General features: G+C 71.7%; 18 protein-coding genes and 1 pseudogene. 11 read left to right on the top strand and 8 right to left on the bottom strand.

All coding sequences use genetic code 11. The annotated features are described in order from the left end of the window. Positions 1 to 263 precede the first annotated feature (263 nt). Entirely contained in the window at positions 264 to 950 is a 687-nt protein-coding gene (locus AB0C46_RS32185) for a FadR/GntR family transcriptional regulator (protein WP_362832165.1), read from the bottom strand. A gap of 159 nt (positions 951 to 1,109) precedes the next feature. On the opposite strand from AB0C46_RS32185, the pseudogene AB0C46_RS32180 reads away from it, so the two are divergent. The 3 genes and pseudogenes from AB0C46_RS32180 to AB0C46_RS32170 form a co-directional block, all read left to right on the top strand. Then, positions 1,110 to 2,060: pseudogene (locus tag AB0C46_RS32180) on the top strand (dihydrodipicolinate synthase family protein); the annotation flags it as partial. Between the two features lie 264 nt (positions 2,061 to 2,324). Further along, a complete protein-coding gene (locus AB0C46_RS32175) occupies positions 2,325 to 2,954 on the top strand; it encodes a hypothetical protein (RefSeq protein WP_362832164.1) in 630 nt (209 codons plus the stop codon). 187 nt (positions 2,955 to 3,141) lie between these two features. Continuing rightward, positions 3,142 to 4,476 carry an MFS transporter gene (locus AB0C46_RS32170; protein ID WP_362832186.1) on the top strand — a complete coding sequence of 445 codons (1,335 nt, stop codon included), beginning with the start codon at positions 3,142 to 3,144 and terminating at the stop codon, positions 4,474 to 4,476. A gap of 64 nt (positions 4,477 to 4,540) precedes the next feature. On the opposite strand, the gene AB0C46_RS32165 is transcribed toward AB0C46_RS32170, so the two are convergent. Next, positions 4,541 to 4,780, bottom strand: a complete 240-nt coding sequence (locus tag AB0C46_RS32165) for a hypothetical protein (RefSeq protein ID WP_362832163.1) — start codon at positions 4,778 to 4,780, stop codon at positions 4,541 to 4,543. 65 nt (positions 4,781 to 4,845) lie between these two features. Here AB0C46_RS32165 and map point away from each other — a divergent pair, with 65 nt between their 5' ends. The 6 genes from map (at position 4,846) to AB0C46_RS32135 (ending at position 11,450) form a co-directional block, all read left to right on the top strand. Next, the gene (map, locus tag AB0C46_RS32160) at positions 4,846 to 5,703 is read left to right on the top strand and encodes a type I methionyl aminopeptidase (protein ID WP_362832162.1); all 858 of its coding nucleotides are present in this window, start codon (positions 4,846 to 4,848) and stop codon (positions 5,701 to 5,703) included. 208 nt (positions 5,704 to 5,911) lie between these two features. Beyond that, on the top strand, positions 5,912 to 6,592 hold the full coding sequence (locus tag AB0C46_RS32155) for a biliverdin-producing heme oxygenase (RefSeq protein ID WP_362832161.1): 681 nt from the start codon (positions 5,912 to 5,914) through the stop codon (positions 6,590 to 6,592). A 430-nt stretch (positions 6,593 to 7,022) separates the two neighbouring features. After that, positions 7,023 to 8,177, top strand: a complete 1,155-nt coding sequence (gene efeO, locus AB0C46_RS32150; protein WP_362832160.1) for an iron uptake system protein EfeO — start codon at positions 7,023 to 7,025, stop codon at positions 8,175 to 8,177. 24 nt (positions 8,178 to 8,201) lie between these two features. Next, positions 8,202 to 9,530 carry an iron uptake transporter deferrochelatase/peroxidase subunit gene (gene efeB, locus AB0C46_RS32145; protein ID WP_362832159.1) on the top strand — a complete coding sequence of 443 codons (1,329 nt, stop codon included), beginning with the start codon at positions 8,202 to 8,204 and terminating at the stop codon, positions 9,528 to 9,530. 68 nt (positions 9,531 to 9,598) lie between these two features. Then, the gene (efeU, locus tag AB0C46_RS32140; protein WP_362832158.1) at positions 9,599 to 10,591 is read left to right on the top strand and encodes an iron uptake transporter permease EfeU; all 993 of its coding nucleotides are present in this window, start codon (positions 9,599 to 9,601) and stop codon (positions 10,589 to 10,591) included. Further along, on the top strand, positions 10,578 to 11,450 hold the full coding sequence (locus tag AB0C46_RS32135) for a hypothetical protein (protein ID WP_362832157.1): 873 nt from the start codon (positions 10,578 to 10,580) through the stop codon (positions 11,448 to 11,450). The genes efeU and AB0C46_RS32135 overlap by 14 nt, the downstream gene beginning before the upstream one ends. Positions 11,451 to 11,561: 111 nt before the next feature. Here the strand turns inward: AB0C46_RS32135 and AB0C46_RS32130 are convergent, their stop codons facing one another. Next, on the bottom strand, positions 11,562 to 12,308 hold the full coding sequence (locus AB0C46_RS32130; protein ID WP_362832155.1) for a bifunctional DNA primase/polymerase: 747 nt from the start codon (positions 12,306 to 12,308) through the stop codon (positions 11,562 to 11,564). Between the two features lie 172 nt (positions 12,309 to 12,480). Beyond that, positions 12,481 to 13,080 (bottom strand): TetR/AcrR family transcriptional regulator, encoded by a 600-nt coding sequence (locus AB0C46_RS32125; protein ID WP_362832154.1) that lies wholly within the window; start codon positions 13,078 to 13,080, stop codon positions 12,481 to 12,483. Between the two features lie 121 nt (positions 13,081 to 13,201). Between AB0C46_RS32125 and AB0C46_RS32120 the strand changes: the two genes are divergently transcribed. Beyond that, a complete protein-coding gene (locus tag AB0C46_RS32120) occupies positions 13,202 to 13,375 on the top strand; it encodes a DUF6243 family protein (protein ID WP_362832153.1) in 174 nt (57 codons plus the stop codon). 249 nt (positions 13,376 to 13,624) lie between these two features. After that, on the top strand, positions 13,625 to 14,503 hold the full coding sequence (ddaH, locus tag AB0C46_RS32115; protein WP_362832152.1) for a dimethylargininase: 879 nt from the start codon (positions 13,625 to 13,627) through the stop codon (positions 14,501 to 14,503). Positions 14,504 to 14,757: 254 nt separating this feature from the next. Here the strand turns inward: ddaH and AB0C46_RS32110 are convergent, their stop codons facing one another. The 4 genes from AB0C46_RS32110 to AB0C46_RS32095 form a co-directional block, all read right to left on the bottom strand. Beyond that, on the bottom strand, positions 14,758 to 15,711 hold the full coding sequence (locus AB0C46_RS32110) for a small ribosomal subunit Rsm22 family protein (protein WP_362832151.1): 954 nt from the start codon (positions 15,709 to 15,711) through the stop codon (positions 14,758 to 14,760). Positions 15,712 to 15,751: 40 nt separating this feature from the next. Further along, the gene (locus tag AB0C46_RS32105; protein WP_362832149.1) at positions 15,752 to 16,831 is read right to left on the bottom strand and encodes a serine hydrolase domain-containing protein; all 1,080 of its coding nucleotides are present in this window, start codon (positions 16,829 to 16,831) and stop codon (positions 15,752 to 15,754) included. 56 nt (positions 16,832 to 16,887) lie between these two features. Beyond that, positions 16,888 to 18,204, bottom strand: a complete 1,317-nt coding sequence (locus AB0C46_RS32100; protein ID WP_362832148.1) for a multidrug effflux MFS transporter — start codon at positions 18,202 to 18,204, stop codon at positions 16,888 to 16,890. A 146-nt stretch (positions 18,205 to 18,350) separates the two neighbouring features. After that, entirely contained in the window at positions 18,351 to 19,982 is a 1,632-nt protein-coding gene (locus AB0C46_RS32095; protein ID WP_362832146.1) for an alkaline phosphatase D family protein, read from the bottom strand. Positions 19,983 to 20,063: the final 81 nt, after the last annotated feature.

Here is a 20,063-nt window from a genome sequence, read left to right as displayed (position 1 = left end):
AAGCCGGTGTCCCCCTCGGTCCCGGCCCGGTACGGCACGGAGCTCTCGTACGCCATGGGTCACCCCCAATGGGCAAGGACGTAGGACGTCCCTTGTCCTGCGGCGACCATAGGGAGTGCCCAACTGGCCGTCAAGACGCCCCACATGACACCTTTTCGTGCCGGCAACGGCATCACCGACACCGGGTGATATCCCGGTGAACGAGACCGATCCGGCCCGCACCGGTGCCGTGACGGCGCACTGCCGCGCGCCGTGCCGTCAGCTCACTGCTCGGCCAGCCGGCGCCGGATGCCGTCGAAGTGCCGGTGTATCGCCTCCACGGCGCGGTCGCCGTCGCCCGCCTCCAACGCGTCCACGATCTCCTGGTGCTGACGGTGGGTCACCACGGGGTCCGGCCGGTCGTCGGAGAGATCCTCGCGCACCCGGCGCAGCGCCGCCCAGAACGCGTCCAGCACCTCGCTCAGCAGATGGTTGCCCAGCGAGCGGTACAGGGCCAGATGGAAGGCCCGGTCGGTGGCGCTCTGCACCTGCCCGCCGCGCGCCTCCTCCGCCATCCGCTGCACCAGCCCCTTGAGGACGGCGAGATCCTCGGCGGGCAGATTGCGGGCGACGGCGCCAATCAGGCCCGCCTCCAGCGCCTCGCGGACCTCCATCAGCTCGTACAGGCTCGACTCGCCCTGGTGGTGCCGGACCACGGCACGGAAGGCGACGCCCTCGACGAACGGTTCCAGGGTGAGCGGGCCGACATAGGTGCCGAAGCCGTGCCGGATCTCCACGATGCGCATGGCCTGCAGCGCCTTGAGCGCCTCGCGCACCGAGTTGCGGCTGACGTCGAGCAGGGCGACCAGTTCGGCTTCGGTGGGCAGCGGATCACCCGGCGTCAGCCGGCCCTGCAGGATCAACTGCTTGATCTGGGCCTGCACATCCTCGGACATCGTCCCTCGCGCCATGGAAACTCCCTCTCCCGCTCCCGCGTCTGCCGCGCCGCCGGCCCCTGAGCCACCTGCCCCGCCGTGACCGCGGATCCTTGACCGACCGCCTGTGAACAGGTCTATTGTGCTCGACATGGGACATCCCATGTCCTGTTCCGATCGGAGCCCGGAGCCCTTATGGCACTGCCCGCCCCCCTGCACGGCGTCATCCCGCCGGTCTGCACCCCGCTCGACCCGCGCGGCGAGATCGACACCGCCTCCCTGGCGCGCCTGGTGAACCACCTCGTCGACGGCGGCGTGCACGGCCTGTTCGCCCTCGGCTCCACCAGCGAGGTCGCGTACCTCACCGACGCCCAGCGCGGCACCGCTCTGGAAGCCGTCATCAAGGCCGCGGACGGCCGGGTCCCGGTGCTCGCCGGGGTCATCGACACCACCACTCCACGGGTGCTCGACCACGCCCGGACCGCCGCCGCCCTCGGCGCCGACGCCCTGGTCGCCACCGCGCCCTTCTACACCCGCACCCACCCCCGGGAGATCGCCGCCCACTTCCGGCATCTCCGCACGGCCGTGGATCTGCCCCTCTTCGCCTACGACATCCCCGTCGCCGTCCACAGCAAGCTGGCCCCGTCGCTGGTGCGGGAGCTGGCCGAGGACGGCACGCTCGCCGGGCTCAAGGACAGCAGCGGCGACGAGGGCTCGCTGCGCCGTCTGCTCGTCGGGCTCGGCGGCCGCACCGCCCGGCGCACCGGCCCCGCCCCGGGCTTCTCGGTCCTCACCGGCTCCGAACTGACCGTGGACGCCGCCCTGTTGGCGGGCGCCGACGGTGTCGTCCCCGGGATCGGCAATGTCGACCCGGCGGCCTACGTACGTCTCTACGACGCCGCCCGGTCCGGCAACTGGGAACAGGCCGCCGCCGAACAGGAACGCCTGGCCGCCCTCTTCACCCTCGTCGACGCCGGCCCGGAGACCGAGATGGGCCGCAGCTCCTCCGCGCTGGGCGCCTTCAAGGCGGCCCTCCACCTCCTCGGTGTGATCGACCGGGGCGCCACCGCCTTCCCCCAACGCCCACTGAGCGAGGAGGCCGTGGCGGAGGTAGGACGTCGACTCATGGCGGCGGGACTGTTGCCGACGGCGAGCGCCGCCCAGGGCGGAACGGGCGGAACAGGCGGAAAGGGTGAACAGTTCGGACAGGATGAACGGGGCGAACGGGGTGGATCGACGGCGGTATGACCCCGCCGTAAAGGCAATGCAGGACGGGTTTCCCTGCGCCATGCGGCCCTCGGCCGGAGGGGGCCGGCCCGGCGCAGGCGCGGGCACACCCCAAGTCCCGTATGGGTGACACCCGTTGAAACGGCGACCAGAACGGCGCGGACTGCGGCAGGATTCCCGGCCATGGATGCCGTACGGGTCGCATTGCTGCGTGAGGTTCTCGCCGGGACCGAGTGGATCCAGGCCACCCGCCGCTTCGCCACGGCGCTGCGCGGTGCCGTCGTCCCGCACGGGGGCGGGCTGCTGCTGGTCGGCAGTGCCGCGTACGAGCCCTGGCATCTGGCCGCGCATCTGGACGACGAGGCCGCCTGGTCGGGCCTGCCGGAGCTGTCACCGACCCTGGTGCGGCATCGTGTCCCGGGCGGGGCGCCGGCCCATCTGGCGGTGGGGCTCGGCCGCCTGGCGGCGGCCGGGCGGGGCGAGACACTGCTGGTCGTCGCGCCGGGGCAGCCGGGCGCCGGACTGCTGGAGCGGGTGCACGACGCACGACGGAACGGCGCCACGGTGCTCGCTCTGGACGGCGGCGACCGTGATCTGCACGCCCTGGCCCATGACGCGCTCGCCGCACCCCCGGCCCCGCCCGAGGAGGCGGCTGGGGCGGCGCCGGACCTCGACCTGGACACCGTCCAGCATCTGGTGAGCGCGGCCACCGGCGAGAACAGCCTGCCCGCGCCCCGCGGACGCCGCCGTTTCCGCGACCGGCTGGCCCGCCTCGCCGACGGGCTGACCGCCCCGCCGCCGCCTCGCTGGTAGCCCACGAGGCCCGCCCCGCAGGCCGCTGAAAACCCTTTGCCCCGCACCGCGTCCGCGCGCACGATGGTGCACCGTGACTTCGGACGGCCCGTTTTCTTCCCCCGCATCCCCTTCACCTGGTTCACCTGGTTCACCTGGTTCATCCGGTTCGCCCCTCGCGCCTCGCGCACGCCGACGCCTCTCCGCGCTGCTGCCGGGTCTGGCCCCCTGGCACTCCTCGCGCGACTTCCGGCTGCTGTGGTGCGCGGGCGTGGTCACGGTCTTCGGCAGTTCGCTGTCCCTCGTGGCCCTACCGCTCCAGCTGAAGGTGCTGACCGGCTCCACGCTCGCGGTCGGGGCGCTGGGTGCGGTGGAGCTGGTCCCGCTGATCGTCTTCGGTCTCTACGGCGGGGCGCTCGCGGACTCCTTCGACCGCCGTCGGCTGGTCCTGTGGACCGAGGCCGCGCTGGGCCTGGTCTCCGTGCTCCTGCTGCTCAACAGCCTGCTGCCGCACCCGATGGTGTGGCCGCTGTACGCGGCCGCGGCGGCGACCAGCGCGCTGATCGGTCTGCAGCGGCCGGCCCTGGACGCGATCGTGCCGCGGATCATCCCGCACGAGCAGCTCGCCGCGGCCGCCGCCCTGAACGCGCTGCGCTGGCAGATCGGCACCATCGCCGGGCCCGCGCTGGCCGGCGGACTGCTGGCCCTTGCCGGGCTGCGCTGGGCATACGCCATCGACGCGGTCACCTTCGTGTTCTCGGTGCTGCTCGCCCTGAAGCTGGCGCCGTCGCCCGCCTCGCACGACGCCGAGAAACCGTCGCTGCGCGGTATCGCCGAGGGCGCGCGCTACGCCTGGAGCCGTAAGGAGCTGCTCGGCACCTACGCCATCGACGTCCTCGCGATGCTCTTCGCCTTCCCACTGGCGATCTTCCCGTTCCTCGCCGACGACCTCGACGCGCCCTGGGCACTGGGGCTGATGTACGCGGCACTGCCGGCCGGTTCCTTCGTGGTAAGCCTGACCAGCGGCTGGACCTCACGGATCCACCGGCAGGGCCGCGCGATCGCGCTGGCCGCCGCCGGCTGGGGGCTGGCGATAGCGGCGGCCGGGCAGCTGCGCAACGTCTGGCTGGTGCTGCTCCTGCTGATGCTGGCCGGTGCGTGCGACATGGTCAGCGGCATTTTCCGCTCGGCGATGTGGAACCAGACCATCCCCGACGAACTCCGCGGGCGGCTGGCCGGTATCGAGCTGCTCTCGTACTCGGCGGGCCCGCAGCTGGGCCAGGTCCGGATCGGCGGCATGGCGGCGCTGACGAGCGTACGGACGTCGGTGTCGCTGGGCGGGCTGCTGTGCTTCGCGGGGGTCGGGCTGCTGGCACTCGGGCTGCCGAAGCTGATGGCGTACGACGCCAGGACGGATGAGCACGCCCGGCGGATGCGGGAGCGCCGGGCCGCCGCCGGGTCACCGGGCGGCGAGGGTGGGCGGGACGGCGCGGGTGCCGGCCCCGGCCCGCAGACCCCGGACGCGGACCCGGCGACGACCTGAGGCAGGGACGCGGCGGGACACCGCGTCCCTGCCTCACCGTCCACAACCTCCCCGGACAGAACCCTTAGGTGTCCGCCCCGCCGCTCTTGCCCTTCTCCGGCTCGTCGTGCCACTTGGGGTCGGTATCCCACTCCAGATTCCGCTCGCCGGCGGTCTCCATGGCGTGCGCCGCCTCCTCGCGGGTGGCGTACGGACCGAAGCGGTCGGCGGCGCGGCACTCGGGCCCCTCTTCGACCGTCTGATGCTTGAGGCAGTAGTACCACTCGCCCGGCTTGCCGACCGTACGCCTCTTGAACAGCGCCATTGCCGCCTCCTGTGGATGTTCTGTGCCACCATCCTGCCCGACGGCCCGCGGATACACTCGCTGATATGTCTGGCCAGTCGCTTCTTGCCCCGGGGAAGATCTCCCCCACCCGCCCCGTCCCCGCCTCGATCCCGCGCCCCGAGTACGTCGGGAAGGATGCACCCACCCCTTACACGGGGCCCGAGGTGCAGGACGCCGACACGATCGAGCGGATGCGGATCGCCGGCCGGATCGCCGCGCAGGCGATGGCGGAGGCCGCCAAGCTGATCGCGCCGGGCGTGACGACCGACGAACTGGACCGGGTCGCGCATGAGTTCATGTGTGACCACGGCGCCTACCCGTCCACGCTCGGCTACCGCGGCTTTCCCAAGTCGTTGTGCTCCTCGCTCAACGAGGTCATCTGCCACGGCATCCCGGACTCGACCGTCCTCAAGGACGGCGACATCGTGAACCTCGACGTCACCGCGTACATCAATGGGGTGCACGGCGACAACAACGCCACGTACCTGTGCGGCGACGTGGACGAAGAGTCCACGCTGCTGGTCGAGCGCACCCGTGAGGCACTCAACCGCGCGATCAAGGCCGTCAAGCCGGGCCGGCAGATCAACATCATCGGCCGGGTCATCGAGTCGTACGCCAAGCGTTTCGGCTACGGCGTGGTCCGTGACTTCACCGGTCACGGCATCAACTCCTCCTTCCACTCCGGCCTGATCGTTCCGCACTACGACAGCCCGCACCACACCACCGACATCAAGCCCGGCATGACCTTCACGATCGAGCCGATGCTGACGCTGGGGTCCTACGACTACGACATGTGGGACGACGGCTGGACGGTGGTGACCAAGGACCGCAAGCGGACCGCGCAGTTCGAGCACACGCTGGTGGTCACCGACACCGGGGCGGAGATCCTCACGCTGCCCTGACGGGAGCGGGGGCTGCGGGGGCTGCGGGGGCTGCGGGGGCTGCGGGGAACTCTTTACCGACAGCGCGTCGGGAACAGGGGTAGGCTCGTTACCGACAGGACGTCGGGAACGGGTTGACGTGAGCCGTTGGTTAGGTAAGCCTAAGTTACGGCGGCTCGGCGGAGCCGGCCTGTTCCCGTCCGCTGCCCTCAGCCCCCGGAGGTCCGCCTTGGAAGCGTCCAGCCCGACCCCGCCCGCTCCGTCCGCTCCGTTCTCGACGGTCATCCGCACCGCGTCCCACGAGCAGCACACGGAGGCCGAGAACTCCTCCTTCATGAGCGATCTGCTCGGCGGCAGGCTCGGCGTCCGGGCCTACCGGCGCTACACCGAGCAGCTGTGGTTCGTCTACCGCGCGCTGGAGGGCACCTCCGGGCCGCTCGCCGAGGATCCGGTCGCGGGCCCCTTCCTCCGTCCGGAGCTGGCCCGCACCCCCGCACTGGAGCGCGACCTCGCCCATCTCGGCGGGCCGTCCTGGCGCGACGGCCTGGCGCCCCTGCCGGCCACCGCCGCCTACGCGGACCGGGTGACGACCTGCGCCCGCGACTGGCCGGCCGGCTTTGTCGCCCACCACTACACCCGCTATCTCGGCGACCTCTCCGGCGGCCAGATCATCCGCGGCACCGCGGAGAAGACCTGGGGCTTCACCCGCAAGGGCGACGGGGTGCGCTTCTACGTCTTCGAGGGCATCACCAACCCCGCCGCCTTCAAGCGGGAGTACCGGGCGCTGCTGGATGCGCTGCCCGTGGACGATCTGGAAAAGCAGCGGGTGGTCGACGAGTGCAAGCGCGCGTTCCGGCTGAACAGCGCGGTCTTCCGGGAGCTGGGCGAGCAGTTCCCGCTGAGCGCATAGGGGCCGACGGGCGCCCGGACTGCGTCAACTGCCGCTGAATTCCCGCTCGTTGACGCTTGCCGTGCCGTTATGTCACGCCGTGCCGGGCTACGGCGTGGCGCGGCGTACCCGCCCCCCCCACGGCGAGGAGCAGGAGAGGGGGGCGGGGACGGAAAGGAAGGGCGGGACCGGGCGGCGGCAGGCCGGAATTCCAGTCGTCATGGACCGTCGCGAACGGTGCCCCTTACCTTGACCGGCGCATGGCCGTTCCGTGACCGGGCGCCGGTCAAATCGTCATCGGGACGTTGCGCATGAGAGCCGGATCACTCGACAGGCGGGGCAGAAACAGGTAAGCCTCAGATAAGTTAGGCCCGCCTTAGTGGCGGCCCTGGCCGCTGCCTAGTGTTCCGTACGTCGTTTCCGTCCATCCGAGCCCGCTTGGAGCCCCGTTATGCGCGCCCTTCGCCCCTCCGCCGTCGCCGCCCTCGCCGCGGCCACGGCCGTCACCGCCGTCGCCGGCTGCGCCGCGAAGAACGACGGCAAAGGGGGCGACGGCAAGGGCACGATCGAGGTGACCGCGACCGACAGCAGCTGTGAGCTCTCCGCCAAGGAGTTCCCCGCCGGACATGTCCGGTTCGCGGTGCAGAACAAGGGCTCCAAGGTCACCGAGGTGTACGTCTACGCGCCCGGCGACCGGATCGTGACCGAGCGGGAGAACATCGGTCCCGGCACCCGGACGGAGATCACCGCCGAGATCAAGGCCGGTTCGTACGAAATCGCCTGCAAGCCGGGCATGAAGGGCGACGGCATCCGCCAGAAGGTGACCGCCAGCGGCAAGGGCGCGAGCACCCAGCGCGACCCCAAGCTGGATGCCGCGGTCGCCGCGTACCGCAAGTACGTCCAGGAGCAGGCCGACCAGACCCTCCCGGCAGCGCAGAAGTTCGCCGACGCGGTCAAGGACGGCGATGTCGAGTTCGCCAAGAAGACCTACGCCCTCTCCCGGGTCGGCTGGGAGCGCACCGAGCCGGTCGCCGAGTCGTTCGGTGACATCGACCCCAAGGTCGATGTGCGCGCCGACGGCCTGGAGAAGGGCCAGAAGTGGACCGGCTGGCACAAGCTGGAGAAGTCCCTGTGGGAGGAGAAGAAGATCTCCGGGGATGACAAGAAGCTCGCCGACCAGCTGAACACCGACCTGAAGGACTGGCAGAAGCGGGTCGGCAAGGCCGAGATCACCCCGACCAGCATGGCCAACGGCGCCAAGGAGCTGCTCGACGAGGTGGCCACCGGCAAGGTCACCGGTGAGGAAGAGCGCTACAGCCACACCGACCTGCTCGACTTCCACGCCAATGTCGAGGGTGCCGAGAAGGCCTACGAGCTGCTGAAGCCGGTCGTCGGCAAGAACGACCCGGCGCTCGCCAAGGCGCTGGACAAGCAGTTCAAGGTGATCGGCGAGCTGCTCGACGAGCACCGCGACAGCAAGTCGGCGGACGGCTTCGCCTCGTACGACACGGTCGGCAAGAGCGAGCGCAAGAAGCTCTCCGACGGGGTCAACGCGCTCGCCGAGCCGCTGTCCAAGCTGGCCGCCGCCGTGGCCACCGCCAAGTAGTCCGCCGCCAGGCAAGGGGACGCGATGACGCACGACGACGACAAGCCCACCGAGAGCACCGCCACCGGGGACGACCGGACCGCGCAGCCCGCCAACGGGCGTGCACCGTCCCGGCGTTCACTGCTCGGCTGGGGCGGCGCGGGCCTGGCACTCGGCGCCGTCGCGGCCGGCGGTACGGCGGCGGCGCTGCGCACCGGCGACGACGCCCGGCCGGCCGGCGCGGACGCGACCGCGGGCTCCGCGATCGCCTTCCACGGCAAGCACCAGGCCGGTATCGCCTCCGCCGTCCAGGACCGGCTGCACTTCGCCGCGTTCGATGTCACCACCGACGACCGCGACGAGCTGATCGCGCTGCTCAAGGAGTGGACGAAGGCGGCGGCGCGGATGACGGCCGGGGACGCGGTCGGCGACGGCGCGGTCGGCGGACTGGCGGAGGCCCCGCCGGACGACACCGGCGAGGCGCTCGGGCTGCCGCCGTCGCGGCTCACCCTCACCTTCGGCATCGGCCCCACGCTGTTCGAGAAGGACGGCAAGGACCGGTTCGGCATCAAGGCGCGGCGCCCCGAGGCGCTGATCGAGCTGCCGCAGTTCCCCGGCGACAACCTCGACAAGGCGCGCAGCGGCGGTGATCTGTGCGTCCAGGCCTGTGCGGACGACCCGCAGGTCGCGGTGCACGCGATCCGCAATCTGGCCCGGATCGGCTTCGGCAAGGTCGCGATCCGCTGGTCGCAGCTGGGCTTCGGCAAGACGTCCTCGACGACGCCGGACGCCCAGACCCCGCGCAACATGTTCGGCTTCAAGGACGGCACCCACAACCTCGCCGGTACCGACACCGCCGCGCTCGACCAGCATGTGTGGGTCGCGGACGGTGCGGCGAAGGGCAAGGAGAGCTGGATGGCCAGCGGCTCCTACCTGGTCGCCCGCCGGATCCGGATGCACATCGAGACCTGGGACCGCACCTCGCTCCAGGAGCAGGAGGAGATCTTCGGCCGGAACAAGGGCGAGGGCGCACCGGTCGGCAAGAAGCACGAGCGGGACACCCCGCATCTGAAGTCGATGCTGCCGACCGCGCATGTCCGCCTGGCGCATCCGGACTCCAACGGCGGGGTGCGGATCCTGCGCCGCGGCTACTCCTTCACCGACGGTACGGACGGTCTGGGCCGGCTGGACGCGGGGCTGTTCTTCCTCGCCTACCAGCGGGACGTACGCCAGGGCTTCGTGCCGTTGCAGAAGCGGCTGGCGGCCGATGACGCACTCAACGAATACATCCAGCACGTGGGTTCAGCGGTCTTCGCGGTACCGCCGGGCGTCCGGAACGCGGACGACTGGTGGGGCCGGGCGCTGTTCGCCTGACACCGTCGTACCACCGTCGGCGTGCGGAACACCGTCGTCGACTCCATGAAGGAAGGGAAGGAACCGACGTGTTCGGCAACTACCTGATCGGTCTGCGCGAGGGCCTGGAAGCCAGCCTCGTCGTCTGCATTCTCATCGCCTACCTGGTCAAGACCGGCAGGCGGGGGGCGCTGCGCCCGGTCTGGCTCGGTATCGCGCTCGCCGTGGTGCTGTCGTTCGCGTTCGGTGCGGCGCTGCAATTCGGTTCGCAGACGCTGACGTTCAAGGCGCAGGAAGCGCTCGGCGGATCGCTGTCGATCATTGCGGTGTGCCTGGTGACCTGGATGGTCTTCTGGATGCGGCGCACCGCGCGGCATCTGAAGCAGGAGCTGCACGGCAAGCTGGACGCGGCGCTGCAGATGGGCACCGTGGCACTGGTGGTCACCGCGTTCCTGTCGGTGGGCCGCGAGGGCCTGGAGACCGCGCTGTTCATCTGGACCGCCGCGCAGTCCGCCCAGGACGGGGTACGGCCGCTGGTCGGGGCGCTGCTGGGGCTGCTGACGGCGGTGCTGCTGGGCTGGCTGTTCTACCGCGGTGCGGTGCGGATCAACCTGGCGAAGTTCTTCACCTGGACCGGCGGCATGCTGGTGGTGGTCGCGGCGGGCGTGCTGGCGTACGGCTTCCACGATCTACAGGAAGCGGACATCCTGCCGGGGCTGACCACGCGGGCGTTCGACATCAGCGCGCAGATTCCGGTCGACAGCTGGTACGGGACGCTGCTGAAGGGCGTCTTCAACTTCCAGCCGGACCCGACCGTCCTTCAGGTCACAGTGTGGGCTCTGTATCTGGTCCCCACGCTCGCGTGCTTCCTCGCCCCCGGTAGGGTTGCGCCGAATCGTGCCACCCCGGCGGCCGCCCCGTCCGCCCCGGTCGCCCCGAAGGAGCCCGAGCCCCATGACACGCAGGTCGCCGTTCCGGGTGCCCGCAACACTGACGTCGGCAGCGGCGGCGCTGGTGATACTGAGCGGGTGCATGACGGTGCACGGCGAGAGGGAGATGCTGCCGGCGGTGTCGAAGGCTGAGGGCACCAAGGCCCTCACCCGCTTCACCGAAGGCTTCAACCAGGCCTACCGGCAGCTGGACCCGAAGCTGAACCCCTCCTTCGAGGCGGGTGCGCTGCTCGCGATCGACCAGGCCGGGATAAAGGCGGCACACGCCCTCCGGCCGCAGGGCAATCCGGACTTCCCCGCGCTGGCGTTCAAGAACCCGCACTTCACCGTCCCCAAGCAGGCGGGCTGGCCGAAGTACTTCATCGCGGACGCGGTCAGCAACCGCAAGGACGCCAGTGGCCGCAACACCCGCTGGTTCCTGGTGTTCAGCCGCGACGACATCGACGAGAAGTGGCGCGCGGTGTACTTCGCGCAGTTCCCGGGCAACAAGGCGCCGGAGCTCAGGACGAAGGACGGCTACGCCGAGGCGGTGCCGCTCGGCTCCGGGTCCGGGCTGACAGTGGCCCCCGGCAAACTGGGCCGGGCCTACGCGGACTTTCTCAACACCGGCAAGGGCAGCGTGTTCGCGTCCGGTCCGCAGACCGACGGCTGGCGGGCCCGGCGCGCCAAGGACGCCCGCAAGGTCGGTTCGCGCATCCAGTGGCAGGACACCCCCTCGGACCATCAGCCGGTGGCGCTGCGGACCACGGACGGCGGTGCCCTGGTGTTCTTCTCGACGGTCTACCACCAGCAGCAGACGATGTTCGCCGGGGCGACGATCAGTGTGCCGGCGGAGCTCCGGGGCCTGGTGGTGGGGCCGCAGAAGAAGACCAACCGGATGGCCTTCACGACCGTCTCCTCCCAGGCGGTCACGGTGCCGGCCAAGGGCTCCGGCGACAAGGTCGTCATCCTGAACCGGCGGGAGGGCAAGACGTCGGTGGAGCCGCTGTAGCGGCGGTACGGCGCACTCGGCCGGAACGTGGAGACGCCGAAGGGCCGTCGGGGTGATCCCGGCGGCCCTTCGGCGTACGGACGGGGGTGACCGGACGGTCCGCGGACCCGGTCAGCGGCCGATCGGCCAGGCGTGCGCCTCGTGGTGGTGCGGCTCGCGGTCGTTGAACGCCGCGCAGGCGTCGGTGAGCGACTCCAGCAGCGTCAGCGGGTCGGGCAGCGGCAGCTCGGGGCCGCGCAGCCAGGTCACCGCGGGCTGGTCGCCGGGCAGGGTCGAGGGCGGCAGCAGCACATAGCTGCCGCGGCAGTGCCAGCGCAGTCCCGGATGCTCGTCCATGGTCTCGGGATGGCAGTCCAGCTCGCAGGGCCACCACTCGTCCTCGTCGTCCGGGGTGCCGCGGGTGGCGGTGAAGAAGAGCATCCGGCCGTCGCCGAAGCCGGCGCCGCTGAGGGTGATCGGTCCGACGTCGATGCCCGCCGCGTCCAGCCGTCCCAGGGCACTGCGGCCCGCCTCGACGGGGACGTCCAGCACGTCATGGGTGATGCCGGTGGCGGTGATGAAGTTGGCCTGCGGGAGGGTGCGGACCCAGGCGGCGACCTTGTCGCGGTCGGTGCTGGCGACGGTCTGCCAGCCGAAGGAGACGGGGTGCCGGCCGGGGGTCGGACAGCCGATGCGTTCACAGGAACAGCCGTAGCCGGAGGGGTGGGCCGCCGGGGCCACCGGGAAACCCGCGTCGGCCGCCGCCAGCAGCAGGTCCTCGCGGCTGCGCGCAGCCGCTGATCCCGTGTCCGTATCGCCGCCGTCCGATCCGCTCTTCGGCCGGCGCAGCCACTGGGAGAACCTGCTCTTGCGTTCCATCTATCCCCTCACTTCGAGCGGTGGTCTGGGATCAATGCTGCCACCATCCTGCTCCTCGGGTGACCGGTGTGCGGATCCGGGGTGAACGAAGGACGCAGGAATACCGGCAATTCGGGGCATCGGCGGCACTCGGGCACCGTCGGCGCCCGAGTGCCGCCGATGCTCCGTCCGCTCAGTCGCGCGGTCGCAGTCCACGCATGACCTGGTCGACCAGGGTGTCGACGAAGTCGTAGGTCAATTCGCCGGTGCGCATCAGCCAGCGCTGTGAGAAGGGACTCAGCAGCATCTCGGCGGCGATCCGCACATCGGTGTCGGCGGCGACCTCTCCCGTTTCCTGGGCCGCCCGCAGCCGGTCGACATAGAGCCGGGTGCCGGGCTCGCTCAGCCGGGCGACGAAGGTGCGGGAGAGCTCCTCGTCATTCGCCCCCGCCGCCGCGAGGGCGCGGTAGGGGGCCTGGAACGCCGGGTCGTTGAATTCGTCGGCGGTGGCCCGCAGCACGAACTTGAGGTCCGCGGCCAGATCTCCGGTGTCGGGGAGGCCCTTTGCGTCGTAGTCGTCGACCCCGGCGGTGAACGCGTCGAGCAGGACGGCGGCCTTGGAGGGCCACCAGCGGTAGATCGTCTGCTTGCCGACCCCGGCCCGGGAGGCGATGCCTTCGATCGTGAGCTTGTCGTAGCCGACCTCGCCGACGAGCGTGAGGGCGGCATCGAAGATCGCGCGCCGGGAGCGTTCGCTGCGGCGGGAGGAGTCGGGGGCTGATTTGGTCGCCATACCGCGGAGTCTAGCGAGGAAGAGGCGAGACGTATCGTCTTGACGAGACGCTCCGTCTCGTGCATAGTCGATGTCGAGCGAGACGATCCGTCTCGCCAGGGTCGGGAGGAAGGGGATTCCCATGAGCAAGGGAAATGCGGGCGGGATGCTCGGTGTCGGCGGGACCCGGAGCAAGCTCTCGCGGGGCGCGCTGCGCGGCGCCGGGGGCACCGGCCGCGGCGGCCGGGGGCGGTCCGGGCAGGACCGGCGCGACGAGCTGCTGCGCAAATTCCAGGAGCGGGCCCGGAAGGGGTGAGCGGGCCCGGAAGGGGTGAGCGGGCCCGGCGGGAATGCACCGCGGGCCCCCGGTGGGAGTCCGCCGGGGGCTCCGGCAGGCATGCGCCGCGGGCCCCGGCAGGCATGCGCCGCGGGCCCGGCGGGAGTGCGCGGGGGGCCACTCCAACGGTGCACGGCCCGCGACACGGGGGCTCCGCACGGCGGACGATGTGGGGGCGGGTACGGGATTCCGTGCCCGCCCCGAGTGCCCCACCGTGAGGAGCCCTCCTTGCGTACCCCCCGGCGCAGCCCCACCCCCCGGCACTATCTGATGTGCCCGCCCACGTACTTCCGGGTCAGTTATTCCATCAACCCCTGGATGGACCCCGACAAGCCGGTGGATCTCGCGCTCGCCCACGCCCAGTGGGAGGACCTGCGCGACCGCTACCGCGCGCTCGGCCACACCGTCGAGGAGCTGCCGCCGCACCCCGCCTTCCCCGACATGGTCTTCGCCGCCAACGGCGCCACCGTCGTGGACGGCCGGGTGCTCGGCGCGCGGTTCGCCTTCGCCGAGCGGTACGGCGAGGCCGCGGTGCATGCCGAGTGGTACCGCGGCCACGGGTTCGCCCCGGTGCGCGAGCCGCAGCACGTCAACGAGGGCGAGGGTGACTTCGCGGTCACCGCGTCCTGGCTGCTGGCCGGCCGCGGCTTCCGCAGCAGCCCGCTGTCCCATGCGGAGGCCCAGGAATACTTCGCCCGCCCGGTGATCGGCCTCGATCTCGTCGACCCGCGCTACTACCACCTCGATACGGCGCTATGTGTCCTCGACCCCGGCGGCGGGGCGCCGGGTGGGGGGCCCGCTGTGCCCTCAAGGCATGGGGGAGGCGCGGCGGAGGTCATGTACTACCCCGGCGCGTTCTCCGCCGGGAGCCGGGCGGTGCTGGCGCGGCTGTTCCCCGGCGCGCTGATCGCCGGCCCGGCCGACGCGGCGGCGTTCGGGCTGAACGCGGTGTCCGACGGGCGGCATGTGCTGCTGCCCCAGGCGGCGGTGGGGCTCTTCGAACCGCTGCGGGAGCGGGGGTATGAGCCGATCGGGATGGATCTGACCGAGTTGGTGAAGGGCGGGGGGAGTGTGAAGTGTGTGACGGGGGAGCTACGTCTGAGCTGAATCCCACGTGGTCGGGTGCGGCAACGTGGTGGGTTCGGTTTTTCGCCTTCGGCGGGAGAGGGGGTGGTGGGCTGGGGCCCCGCGTGCGGGGGTGGTGCGGTGCCGGGGGCTCCGGGGTGTGGTGCCGGACTGCTTCGCTTTACGTCCGGCACCACACCCCTCCGCCCCCGGCACCTCGCGTCCGTATTAGGGCCGCAGCCCGGTGAGGATGAGGTCAGGGCCCGTGGGGAAGGGTCAGGGCCCGTGGGAACGGGTCAGGACCAGTCGTCGCCCCAGGAAGCGTCGCGGGCCTCGCGGTAGTGGGTGCCGTGCCGCTTGGTCACCGTGGTGCGTTGCAGGCCCTCGTGTGTGGTGCACAGGTCCAGGAGGACCTGGCCCTTGCGGAGTTGGGGTTTGCGGATGATGCGGGCGGGGGCGGGGGTGGCGTCGAGGGTGGTGGCGGCGACGTAGCTGAACTTTTCGTCCTCGTACGGGAGGGAGCCGCCCTTGACCTGACGGTGGAGGGAGGAGCGGCTGACCCGGGCGGAGAAGTGGCACCAGTCCTCCCCGGGGACGATGGGACAGGTGTCGCTGTGCGGGCAGGGGGCGACGATGCGCAGACCGGCCTCGGTGAGCTGGGTGCGGGCCTCGCGGATGCGGAGGTAGCCGTCGGGGGTGCCGGGTTCGATCAGGACGACGGCCCGGGCCGCGGTGGCCGCGGCGGCGACGACGGCGCGGCGGTCCTCGGGGCGGAGTTCGCCCAGGACGTAGGAGACGGTGACCAGGTCCGTGCCGGCGGGCACGGTCAGGCCCTCGCCGATGGTCTGCCGCCGCCATTCCGTGTCGGGCAGGGTCTTGGCGGCCAGTTCCCGGCCGAGGTCCAGGGCAGGCTGCGCCCAGTCCAGGACGGTGCTGTGGTGGCCTTCCCAGGTGGCCGCGGTGGCCCAGGTGGCGGCGCCGGTGCCGCCGCCGATGTCCACATGGGTGGCCGGGGACCAGTCCGGGACCCGGGCGGCGAACGCGGTCAGCGCGGCCCGTACGGCTTCGAAGGTGGCCGGCATGCGGTAGGCGGCGTACGCGGCCACATCCGCGCGATCGCGCAGGACCGGGGCGTCGGTGGGGGTACGGCCCCGGTAGTTGGCGATCAGACGGTCGACTGCCTGCGCGGCCTGTTTGGGCGGCAGGCCGTCGAGCAGGCCCGCCAGCGCGGCGCGCAGTTCCTCGTGCATGGGGGAAATTCTACGGGGCCCGGTGGCGTGCCCTGCCTGCTCAGGGGGCGCGGGAGACCGCGCGGGCCAGCCGGGTGGCGGCTGCGGCGCGCGGGGCGCTGCCGCTGTTGTGGCGGCGGGGGTGGACCGTGTTGGCGAGCAGGACGAGGAAGGTGTCGGTGGCGCGGTCCAGGACCAGGCTGGTGCCGGTGAAGCCGGTGTGCCCGGCCGCGCCGCGGCCCGCCAACTCGCCCATGAAATACGGCTGGTCGACGCCGAAGCCGAGGCCGGGCGGGTCGAGGAGGGCGGCGACGGCGTCCGGGCCGAGGATCCGGTGCGTGCCGTAGGCACCGCCGTTGAGCAGCGTGCGGCACAGGACGGCCAGGTCCTGGGCGGTGGAGAAGAGTCCGGCGTGGCCGGCGACGCCGCCCAGTGCCCAGGCGTTCTCGTCGTGCACCTCGCCGCGGAGCATGCCGCGGTCCGCCTTCGCCCAGGGCCGCCGCTGGTCCTCGGTGGCCGCGACGCCGTGCGGTGCCAGCGGCCCGTAGGAGGTGCTGGACATGCCCAGCGGGCCGGTGATGCCGTCGCGGATCAGGGCATCGAGGCGGTGCCCGGTGCACTGCTCCAGGATCAGCTGGAGAGCGATGAGGTTGAGGTCGGAGTAGCGGTGGACGGGGGCCCGGCCGCCGGACGGGGCCGCCGCCTCCTGCCACAGCAGCGCCAGTTGGGCGGAGCGGTCCCGGTGGTCGTAGAAGGGGAGCTCGGGGGCGAGTCCCGAGGTGTGGGTGAGCAGCTGCCGGACGGTGATGCCGGGGGCGAAGGCGGGCAGGTGGGCCCGGACCTCGTCGTGGAGGGTCAGACGGCCGCGTTCGACCTGCTGGATCGCGGCGACGGCGGTGAAGAGCTTGCTGAGCGAGGCGAGGTCGAAGACGGTGCCGACCCGCATCGGCTCCCACAGGTCGCGGGGCAGATCGAGGCCGCGGTCCCGCTCGGGGTCGTAGGCCCGGTAGCGCAGCGCCCAGCCCGCGGCGGCCTCGGCGGCGACGACCGGTCCCCGGCCGGCCAGCACGACGACGCCCGGGGACCAGGGCGGCCGGCCCTCGTCGGGCAGCGCCCGGACACCGCGGACCAGCCGTTCCACCCAGCCGGGGTCCAGCCCTGCGCGGGCCGGTGTGCCGTAGGTCAGTCCCGTTGCGTTCAGAGCCTGGTCCTCTCGCCTGCCGTGCTCCCGATGCTCTCCCCCCTACGCTGCCACGGGCGGCACATTCCCAGGAAGCTCACGAGCGCCAATACGGCGCAGGAGAGCTGGACGAGCGCCATCGGTACGGCCGTCCGCTCGCCCGCGATACCCACCAGCGGGGAGGCCACCGAGCCGAGGAGGAAGGTGGAGGTGCCCAGCAGCGCGGAGGCGGAGCCGGCCGCGTGCGGGGTGCGCAGCAGCGCCAGGGTGTTGGTGCTCGGCATGACCAGGCCCATCGCGGCCATCAGGACGAACAGGCCGGCGGCGGTCGGGACCAGGCCGACGGGGCCGAAGACGCCGGCGGACATCAGGAGCAGGGCGGTCGCGGCGAGCGCGATCACCGCCAGGCCGGTGCCGAGCACCTTGTCGAGGCCGACCCGGCCGACCAGGAGCTTGCCGTTGATCTGGCCGATGGCCACCAGGCCGACGGAGTTGACGCCGAAGAGCAGGCTGAAGGTCTGCGGGGAGGCGCCGTAGATCTCCTGGACCACGAACGGCGAGGCGGAGATATAGGCGAAGAGGGCGGCGAAGGCGAAGGCGCCGACGAGGAGGTAGCCGGAGAAGACCCGGTCGGCGAGCAGATCACGCATGGTGCGCAGGGTCTGGCCGAGGCCGCCGGAGTGCCGGCGCTCGGGCGGCAGGGTCTCCTGCAGCTTGCGCCACACCAGAAGGGTGAGCGCCAGCCCGACGGCGGTGAGGACGACGAAGACCCCGCGCCAGTCGGTGAGCTGGAGGATCTGGCCGCCGATGAGCGGGGCGACGACCGGCGCCACCCCGGAGATCAGCATCAGGGTGGAGAAGAACCGGGCCATCGCCACACCGTCGTACAGATCGCGGACCATCGCCCGCGCGATGACGATGCCGGCCGCGCCCGCCAGTCCCTGCAACAGGCGGAAGGCGATGAGGAGTTCGGCGTTGGTGGCGACCGCGCACAGGGCGGTGGCCAGGACGTAGATCACCATGCCGGCCAGCAGCGGGCGGCGGCGCCCCCACTTGTCGCTCATCGGGCCGACGATCATCTGCCCCAGCGCCATGCCCGCCAGGCAGGTGGTGAGGGTGAGCTGGACGGTGGCGGCCGGGCTGTGCAGGGCGGCGGTGACCTGCGGCAGGGCCGGAAGGTACATGTCCATGGAGAGCGGCGGGACCGCCGTGAGGCCGCCGAGGACGAGGGTGACGAGGAGGCTGGTGCGGCGGGACGCGGCCGGTGCTACTGCCGCGCCCCGCTCGGCTATGGGGGGAAGGTCCTGGGTCTCGGCCGCGCCGGGCTCCGTCATACGGGTCTCCATGGTGATAGATGGCTGCACCATCGTGTCACGCACGTGACGGCTCCCGACCGGTTTCGGACCGGTCCTTTGGGCCTAGGACGGACGTCGCTCGGCCCTGGGGCCGACGCCCTCAGACCTGGGACGAACGTCCCGGATCAGGCGGGCTTCAGGCCCGGATCGCCCGCTTCGGAGATGAAGGAGGCGGCGGTGCGCACCGGCGCCCCGGGGGTGGTGACGGCGGACACCGTACGGAAGTCGGCCCGGGCGGTGTCCTGGTCCAGGGTGACGGTGAGGTAGCCGCGCCGGCCATTGTAGAACTTCAGGTGCGGGTTGGCGGCCAGGTAGGTGTCCCAATTGGCGGGCTTGTCCGCGCCGTCCTCGCCGCTGGCGATCGAGGTGGTCACGAACTCCACCCCCGCGGTGCGCGAACCGGGGTCCTTGAAGTCCTTCTTGATGTCGAAGGCGTAGTGGACGTGCACATCGCCGGTGAGGACGACGAGATTGTCCACGCCCGCCGACTCGGCGCCCGCCAGGACCCGGTCACGGGAGGCCGCGTAGCCGTCCCAGGCGTCCATGCTCAGCTGGTATCCGGGGCCGGTGGCGTTGCGCCGCTCGGAGAACGTGACCTGCTGCGGCAGCACGTTCCAGCGCGCGGAGGACTCCCGCCAGCCATCGATCAGCCAGCGCTCCTGGGCGGCGCCGGTCAGGGTGCGCTCGGGGTCCTGGGACTCGGGGCCCGGGGCGTGCCAGCCGTCGCCGTAGGCCTGGTCGGAGCGGTACTGGCGGGTGTCGAGGATGTCGAACTGGGCGAGCTGCCCGTACTGGAGGCGGCGGTAGAGCCGGGCGTCGGCACCCTGGGGCCGCTGCGGGCGGCGCAGCGGCTGGTTCTCCCAGTACGCCCGGTAGGCGGCGGCCCGGCGGACGAGGAACTCGGCGGGCGGGAGGTGGTCCTCGCTGATGTCGGAGGCGTAGTTGTTCTCCACCTCGTGGTCGTCCCAGGTGACGATGAAGGGGTGCGCGGCGTGCGCGGCCTGCAGGTCCGGGTCGGACTTGTAGAGGGCGTAACGCAGCCGGTAGTCCTCCAGCGTGACCGTCTCGTGGTTGAAGACCGCGGGCAGCTTGCGGTCGGTGTAGCCGCGGGCGCCGCCGGCCGCGTCGACCGGGTACTCGTAGAGGTAGTCGCCGAGGTGGAAGACGACGTCGAGGTCCTCCTCGGCCAGGTGCCGGTAGGCCGTGAAGTAGCCGTCGTGGTAGGCCTGGCAGGAGACCGCGGCGAGCTTCAGAGCGGAGATCCGGGCACTGCGGGTGGGCGCGGTGCGGGTGCGGCCGACCGGGCTGATCCAGCTGCCGGCGCGGAAGCGGTAGTAGTAGACGCGGTCGGGCGCGAGACCGGTGGGCTCGATGTGCACGGAGTGGTTGAACTCCGGGTGGGCGTCGGCACGGCCCTGGCCGGCCAGCCGCTTGAAGTGCTCGTCGTAGGCGACTTCCCAGCGGACGGTGACTCTGGCGTCCGGCATACCGTTGCCGGGCTCGTACGGGCGCGGGGCGAGGCGGGTCCACAGCACGACGGAGCCGGGCTGCGGGTCACCGGAGGCGACGCCGAGCGTGAAGGGGTTCTCGGTGATCTTCCGTGCATCGGCCCCGGCGGCGTATGCGGCGCCCGCGCTCGGGAGGTTGGTCGCGAAGGCGAGCGCGGCGGCGGCCCCGGTGGCGGTGAGGAAGCGGCGGCGCCCGAAGTGTGCGGCCGCGGCCCGGATCTCCTGCTCGTGCGGTGCGTGGTGAGTCATCTGGCCCTCCCGTGAAGGCAGTTGTCGCAGAGCCCGTAGGGGAGTAATTCGAGGGCCACGGGGCGGCGCGGCGCTGTCCCG

Source organism: Streptomyces sp. NPDC048637, assembly GCF_040650675.1.
Taxonomy (GTDB): domain Bacteria; phylum Actinomycetota; class Actinomycetes; order Streptomycetales; family Streptomycetaceae; genus Streptomyces.
The sequence above is the reverse complement of the archived record's forward strand: the minus strand, read 5'-3'. Positions and strand labels throughout refer to the sequence as shown.